The following is a 6,171-nucleotide window of genomic DNA, read 5'->3' as shown; positions in this document are numbered from 1 at the left end:
GCCGATTACTGGCTGCTCGACGGCACCACCAAGAGCCTACGCCGGATCGGCGGCGGCGGCGGCATCGCGTTCCCGACCCGCGCGCGCTTCCAGCGCCTTGGCCTTGGCCTGCGCTTCCGCCGCACCAGCGCGCGCTTCGGCCAGCCGGCGCTGGTCGCCCGCGATGTCGGTCGCCCCCAGCAGCAGCAATCCGCCGAAAGCCGCGAGCCACCGCCGCGCCATGCGCCTAGCCTTCGCGGTGATAGGGATGGTTGGCGAGGATGCTGGTCGCGCGGAACAGCTGTTCGGCCAGCATCGCGCGCGCCATCATGTGCGGCCAGGTCGCGCGGCCATAGGAAATCAGCAGATCGGCGCGTGCGCGGTCGGCATCCTCGAACCCGTCCGCCGCGCCGATCATGAAGCGGCACTCGCGCACGCCGTCATCGCGCCAGCGCTCCAGCCGACGCGCGAAATCCATCGAGGACAGGTTCTCGCCCTTCTCATCCATCAGGACCAGACGCACCTGTCCCTCCAGCGGCGGGACCTTGCCGCCGGTGTCGGGAAGTTCGGTGACCTTGGTCGGCCAGCCGATCCGCTTGATATAGCGATCGACCAGCTCGGCCTCCGGCGAACGGCCGATCCGCCCGCGCGCGACGATATGCAGCAGCACGGGCGGACTCTAAGGCGTCAGAGCGGACGGTCGGCGGGACTCGCGGGTGGGGTCGGCGCATCGCCGAACGCCCACATGCGCTCCAGATTGTAGAAGCTGCGGACTTCGGGCCGGAACAGGTGGACGATGACGTCGTTCGCGTCGATCAGCACCCAGTCGGCGGTCGGCAGACCCTCGATCCGGACCGAGCGGCCGAACTCGGCCTTGATCTTCTCGGCGAGTTTCATCGCCATCGAGGCGACCTGCCGGGTCGAGCGACCGCTGGCGATCACCATGAAATCGGCAATCGACGACTTGCCCGCGAGCGGGATCGAGATCGTCTCCACCGCCTGGTCGTCATCGAGCGAGGCGAGGATCAGGCGGTGCAGCGCCTCCACCTCGGCAGGATCGGACGGACGCGGCGATTGCGGGGAAGTGGCCAAGTGAGCTCCTGTTCAGGGGACGTTTCGGCCCATATGCCGAAACCAGTCCGGATCGCGGGCCCGAAGGCCCGTGGCGGAAGTCGGGTCGGGGCGGAAGCGCAGCAGCACGAAGGCCGGCAAACTCCACATCGTCCAGTTCTTCGCCTGGCCCGGACGCCTCTGGAAACGCCTGAACCAGCCCAGCGCGGGTGTCGCGTGGGCGGCGGCATTGTACCCCGGACGGCCGATAACCGCAATCGGGATCGCGCGGGCAATATCGCGCCACCCGCGCCAGCGGTGAAACTGCTCCAGATTGTCCTCGCCCATCAGCCAGATGAACTGATGACCGGGGTAGCGGCGGATCACTTTTCGCACCGTGTCGAGCGTGTAGCGGGTGTGCAATTCCTGCTCGATCGCGCTCGCCCGGATCGGCGCGCGCCGGGCCATCCTGTGCGCCGAGGCGAAGCGCGCCGCGAAGGGTGCCATGTCGCTGGCGCCATCCTTCAGGGGGTTGCCGGGCGAGACCAGCCACCACACCTCGTCCAAGTCCAGTGCACGCATCGCGTCCAGCGTGATGCGACGATGCCCCCGGTGGGCGGGATTGAACGACCCGCCGAGCAGACCGATCTTCATCCGCGGATTTGCCCGGTCCCGCGCCCGACCCATTTGTAGGTCGTCAGCCCTTCCAGCGCGACCGGCCCGCGTGCGTGCAGCCGCCCGGTGGCGATGCCGATCTCCGCGCCCAGCCCGAACTCGCCGCCATCGGCGAATTGCGTCGAGGCGTTCCAGAGCACGATCGCGCTGTCGACCTGGGCCAGGAAACGCTCGGCGACGGCGGCATCCTCGGCCACGATCGCATCGGTATGGTGCGATCCGTGCGCGGCGATATGCGCCATCGCACCCTCTACCCCATCGACCAGCGCGACACTGGCGATGGCATCGAGATACTCGATGTCCCAATCCTCCGCCGTGGCCGCCTCCAGCCCCGGCACGATCCGGCGCACCGCCTCGTCACCGCGCACCGTGCAGCCGGCCGCGACCAACGCGGCGACCAAATCGGCGGTGTGGCGATAAGCGCGGTCGATCAGCAGCGTCTCCATCGCGCCGCAAATGCCGGTGCGGCGCATCTTGGCGTCGCGTACGATCCGCGCCGCCGTCATGGGATCGGCCGAGCCGTCGACGTAGACGTGATTGATCCCGTCGAGATGCGCGAGGACGGGGACCTTCGCCTCCGCCTGCACCCGTGCGACCAGGCTCTTGCCGCCGCGCGGGATCAGCAGGTCGATCAGCCCGGCCGCCGCCAGCATCGCGCCCACCGCCGCGCGGTCGGTGGTCGGTACCAGCTGCACCGCATCCGCCGGCCCGCCCGCCGCCGTCCAGCCCCGGACGAAGGCGCCATGCAGCGCGTGGTTGCTATGCACCGCCTCCGACCCGCCGCGCAGGATCGCGGCATTGCCCGCCATCGCGCATAGCGCGGCGGCGTCGACGGTGACGTTGGGCCGGCTTTCATAGACGATGCCGATCACCCCTACCGGCACGCGGATGCGCGAGAGCTTCAGGCCGTTCGGCCGGGTGCGTTCGTCGATCCGCTCGCCGACCGGATCGGGCAGGCCCGCCACCGCGTCGACGCCGGCGACGATGCCGGCGATCCGGCCGTCGTCCAGCCTCAGCCGGTCGAGCATGGCCGGGCTCAGGCCGTTCGCCGCGCCCGCCGCGACATCCTGCGCATTGGCTTCCAAGATGGCCGGCGTCGCGTCGCGGATCGCGGCGGCGGCAGCGCGCAAAGCCTTGGCCTTCGCCTCGGTCGGCATCTGCGCCAAGGTCCGAGCAGCGGTGCGGGCGCGCTGGCCCATGTCGGCGATCAGGGCGGGGATGTCGTGATGGTCGGCCATGCGGGGGCGGTATCATGGTCGAGCAAAGAGCGCCAAAACAAGAATCTTCCTCCCCTGCAAGGGGAGGTGGCAGGGCATCAGCCCTGACGGAGGGGTGTCGCCCTCTCGAGAGCGGGACACCCCTCCACCATGCTGCGCACGGTCCCCCTCCCCTTGCAGGGGAGGAAGATGCCGGGGCCCCTCCATTTGTTCATCCCGACCCTTTATGACATCCCCATGCACAGCCGTTTCGAATCCCTCCCCAACCGCCGCGCCATCGTCGACCGTCGGGCGCTGGCCGAACAGGTCGCAGCCTTGGGGATCACCGGGCCGGGGGGGCGCACGCTTGTCACGCCGGTCCTTCGCGCCGCGCTCGACGCCGGGCGGCAGGAGGTCGCACGGCGACTGTCCATCCACCCCTCACGCGGGTTGGAGGCGGCGGCGGCGCAGGCCTATCTGACCGATCAGATCCTGAAGCTGCTGTTCGAGTTCACCACCGACACGCTCTACCCGTTGAGCAATCCCACGGCGGGTGAGCGGCTGACGCTGATCGCGGTGGGCGGTTATGGCCGGGGCGAAATGGCGCCCTATTCGGATGTCGATATCGGCTTCCTCACCCCCTTCAAGCAGACGCCGCATGCCGAGCAGGTCATCGAATCGATGCTCTATTCGCTCTGGGACCTGGGGCTGAAGGTCGGCCATTCCAGCCGCTCGATCGACGAGACGATCCGCCAGGCGCGCGGCGACGTGACGGTGCGCACCGCGCTGCTCGAAGGGCGGTTCCTGTGCGGCGATCAGGCGCTGTATGACGAGGCATCACGCCGCTTCAAGGCGGAGATCCAGACCGACACCCACCGCCAGTTCATCGCCGACAAGCTGGCCGAGCGCGACCTGCGCCATCGCAAGATGGGCGATACCCGCTACGTCGTTGAACCGAACGTCAAGGAGGGCAAGGGCGGCCTGCGCGACCTGCACGCGCTCTTCTGGATCGGCAAGTACGTCTATGACGTCGACCGCGCCGCCGACCTGATCGAACGCGGCCTGTTCACCCGCGAGGAATATCGCCAATTCCACCGCGCCGACAATTTCCTGTGGGCGGTACGCTGTCACCTCCACACCATCACCGGGCGCGCCGAGGATCGGCTGACCTTCGACGTGCAGCGCCAGATCGCCGAGCGGATGCGCTTCTCCGACCGGCCAGGCAAGGCCAAGGTCGAGCGGTTCATGCAGCTTTATTTCCTGCAGGTGAAGACAGTCGGCGCGCTCACGGGTGCGTTCCTGGCGCATCTGGACGAGCGGTTCGCGGCGCGCGGGCATCGCTTCGGCCTGCCCACGATCCGCCGGCGACCGCGCCGGTTGAACGGCTTCGTGCTCGATCGCGGCCGGCTCGCCCTGCCGCGCGACGACTTCTTTCAGGAGGACCCGGTGCGGTTGATCGAGATATTCCAGCTCGCCGACCGGTACGAACTGGAGGTCCATCCGCTGGCGATGCGCGCAGCCTCGCGCGATGCGAAACTGGCCGACGACATTCGGGGCGATCCGCGCGCCAACGCGCTGTTCCTAGACGTGCTGACCAGCCGCCGCGATCCCGAACTAGTGCTGCGCTGGATGAACGAGGCGGGCGTCTTCGGCCGCTTCGTGCCCGATTTCGGCCGCGTCGTCGCGCAGATGCAGTTCGACATGTACCACCATTATACCGTCGACGAGCACACCATCCGCGCGCTCGGCCTGCTGGCGCGGATCGAGCGGCAGGACATGCTCGACGAGCATCCGGTCGCCTCCGCCGTGATCGACCAGATCGTGTCGCGCCGCGTCCTCTATGTCGCGGTGCTGCTTCACGATATCGCCAAGGGGCGCGGCGGCGACCACTCGATCCTGGGCGCCGCCGTCGCCGAGCGCCTCTGCCCGCGACTGGGGTTGAGCGAGGCGGAGACCGAGACCGTGGCGTGGCTGGTCCGCTGGCACTTGCTGATGTCCGCCACCGCGTTCAAGCGCGACCTGTCGGACTTCAAGACGATCCTCGACTTTTGCGAGACGGTGCAAAGCCCCGAGCGGCTGCGCCTGCTGCTGGTGCTGACCATCGTCGATATCCGCGCGGTCGGGCCGGGCACGTGGAACGGGTGGAAGCGCCAGCTGCTCGCCGACCTGTATGACGCCGCCGAGGAGGTGCTTCGCCTGGGCCACAAGCAGCGCGGCCGTACCGAGCGGATCGCCGCCAAGCATACGCGTCTGCGCGAGGCGCTGGACTGGTCGGAGGAGCAGTTCGCCACGCATATCCGCCGCCTGCCCGAGGCCTATTGGATCGCCGAGCCCGACGATGTGCTGGTCCATAACGCGCGCCAGATGGCGGCGGCGGGCGATGCGCAGCTGTCGATCGACGCGCAGGTTTACGGCGAGCGTGGTGCGACGCTCGTATCCATCTATGCCGCAGACCATCCGGGTCTGTTCTATCGTATCGCGGGCGCGATCCATGTCGCGGGCGGCAACATCATCGACGCGCGCATCCACACCACGCGCGACGGCATGGCGATCGACAATTTCCTGGTGCAGGACCCGCTCGGCCGCCCCTTCGACGATCCGGCCCAGCTGTCGCGTCTGCGCCGCGCGATCGAGGATGCGCTCGCCAACCGCAGCAAGCTGGCCGACCGGCTGGTCGCCAAACCGCTGGTCCGCCCGCGCGCCGACGCCTTCCCGATCGCGCCTAACGTGCTGATCGACAATCGCGCGTCCAACCGCTTCACCGTGGTCGAGGTCCATGCCCGCGACCGGCCGGCGCTGCTCAACCAGCTGGCGCATGCGCTGTTTCAGTCGAAGGTGACGATCCATTCCGCCCATGTCGCGACCTATGGCGAGCGCGCGGTCGACGTGTTCTACCTGACCGACCTGACCGGCGACCGGATTACCAATGGCGGGCGGTTGAAGACGCTCGAGAAGCGACTGCTGGGGGCTGCTGCGGGAGAAGCGATGGAGATCGCGGCTTAATCGTCCCAAACCCCCGTTCCGCCTGAGCGAAGTCGCAGGCCACGCCCCTCGCCCCGCCGTAAGGCTCTCCCATGCACTTCGACTTCGCTCAGTGCGAACGGAGGTTGGCGCGGGGACGCAGAGGTCGCGCTTGGCAGGCAACATACTTTCCTCCCCTGGAAGGGGAGGTGGCTGGCCGAAGGCCAGACGAAGGGGTGTCCCGGACGGAGAGGTAACCCGCCCTCGCGACCGGTGACACCCCTCCACCAGCTTCGCTGGTCCCCCTCCC

Annotated in this window: 6 protein-coding genes; 1 reads left to right on the top strand and 5 read right to left on the bottom strand. The window is 68.5% G+C overall.

Annotation, left to right across the window (positions count from 1 at the left end; all coding sequences use genetic code 11):
• Nucleotides 1-36: 36 nt before the first annotated feature.
• From ACQKJZ_RS17445 to ACQKJZ_RS17425, 5 genes are read right to left on the bottom strand one after another with little or no spacing between them, the layout of a single operon-like run.
• The gene (locus tag ACQKJZ_RS17445) at nt 37-222 is read right to left on the bottom strand and encodes a hypothetical protein (protein WP_427732743.1); all 186 of its coding nucleotides are present in this window, start codon (nt 220-222) and stop codon (nt 37-39) included.
• Between the two features lie 4 nt (nt 223-226).
• On the bottom strand, nt 227-649 hold the full coding sequence (locus tag ACQKJZ_RS17440) for a 23S rRNA (pseudouridine(1915)-N(3))-methyltransferase RlmH (protein WP_267434199.1): 423 nt from the start codon (nt 647-649) through the stop codon (nt 227-229).
• Nucleotides 650-666: 17 nt separating this feature from the next.
• The gene (rsfS, locus tag ACQKJZ_RS17435) at nt 667-1,071 is read right to left on the bottom strand and encodes a ribosome silencing factor (protein WP_427732741.1); all 405 of its coding nucleotides are present in this window, start codon (nt 1,069-1,071) and stop codon (nt 667-669) included.
• A gap of 12 nt (nt 1,072-1,083) precedes the next feature.
• Nucleotides 1,084-1,683, bottom strand: a complete 600-nt coding sequence (locus ACQKJZ_RS17430) for a nicotinate-nucleotide adenylyltransferase (RefSeq protein WP_427732739.1) — start codon at nt 1,681-1,683, stop codon at nt 1,084-1,086.
• Entirely contained in the window at nt 1,680-2,942 is a 1,263-nt protein-coding gene (locus ACQKJZ_RS17425; RefSeq protein WP_427732737.1) for a glutamate-5-semialdehyde dehydrogenase, read from the bottom strand. Before ACQKJZ_RS17425 ends, ACQKJZ_RS17430 begins: the two co-directional genes overlap by 4 nt.
• A gap of 216 nt (nt 2,943-3,158) precedes the next feature.
• On the opposite strand from ACQKJZ_RS17425, the gene ACQKJZ_RS17420 reads away from it, so the two are divergent.
• Nucleotides 3,159-5,903 (top strand): [protein-PII] uridylyltransferase, encoded by a 2,745-nt coding sequence (locus tag ACQKJZ_RS17420; protein WP_427732745.1) that lies wholly within the window; start codon nt 3,159-3,161, stop codon nt 5,901-5,903.
• Nucleotides 5,904-6,171 lie beyond the last annotated feature (268 nt).

The sequence above is a fragment of the Sphingomonas sp. NPDC019816 genome, assembly GCF_050274375.1.
GTDB lineage: Bacteria > Pseudomonadota > Alphaproteobacteria > Sphingomonadales > Sphingomonadaceae > Sphingomonas.
The sequence above is the reverse complement of the archived record's forward strand: the minus strand, read 5'-3'. Positions and strand labels throughout refer to the sequence as shown.

Excerpts from the sequence above, each read along its gene's own strand:
- ACQKJZ_RS17445 (WP_427732743.1), bottom strand. The coding sequence starts at position 222 with ATGGCGCGGCGGTGGCTCGCGGCTTTCGGCGGATTGCTGCTGCTGGGG.
- ACQKJZ_RS17425 (WP_427732737.1), bottom strand. The coding sequence starts at position 2,942 with ATGGCCGACCATCACGACATCCCCGCCCTGATCGCCGACATGGGCCAG.
- ACQKJZ_RS17420 (WP_427732745.1), top strand. The coding sequence starts at position 3,159 with ATGCACAGCCGTTTCGAATCCCTCCCCAACCGCCGCGCCATCGTCGAC.
- ACQKJZ_RS17430 (WP_427732739.1), bottom strand. The coding sequence starts at position 1,683 with ATGAAGATCGGTCTGCTCGGCGGGTCGTTCAATCCCGCCCACCGGGGG.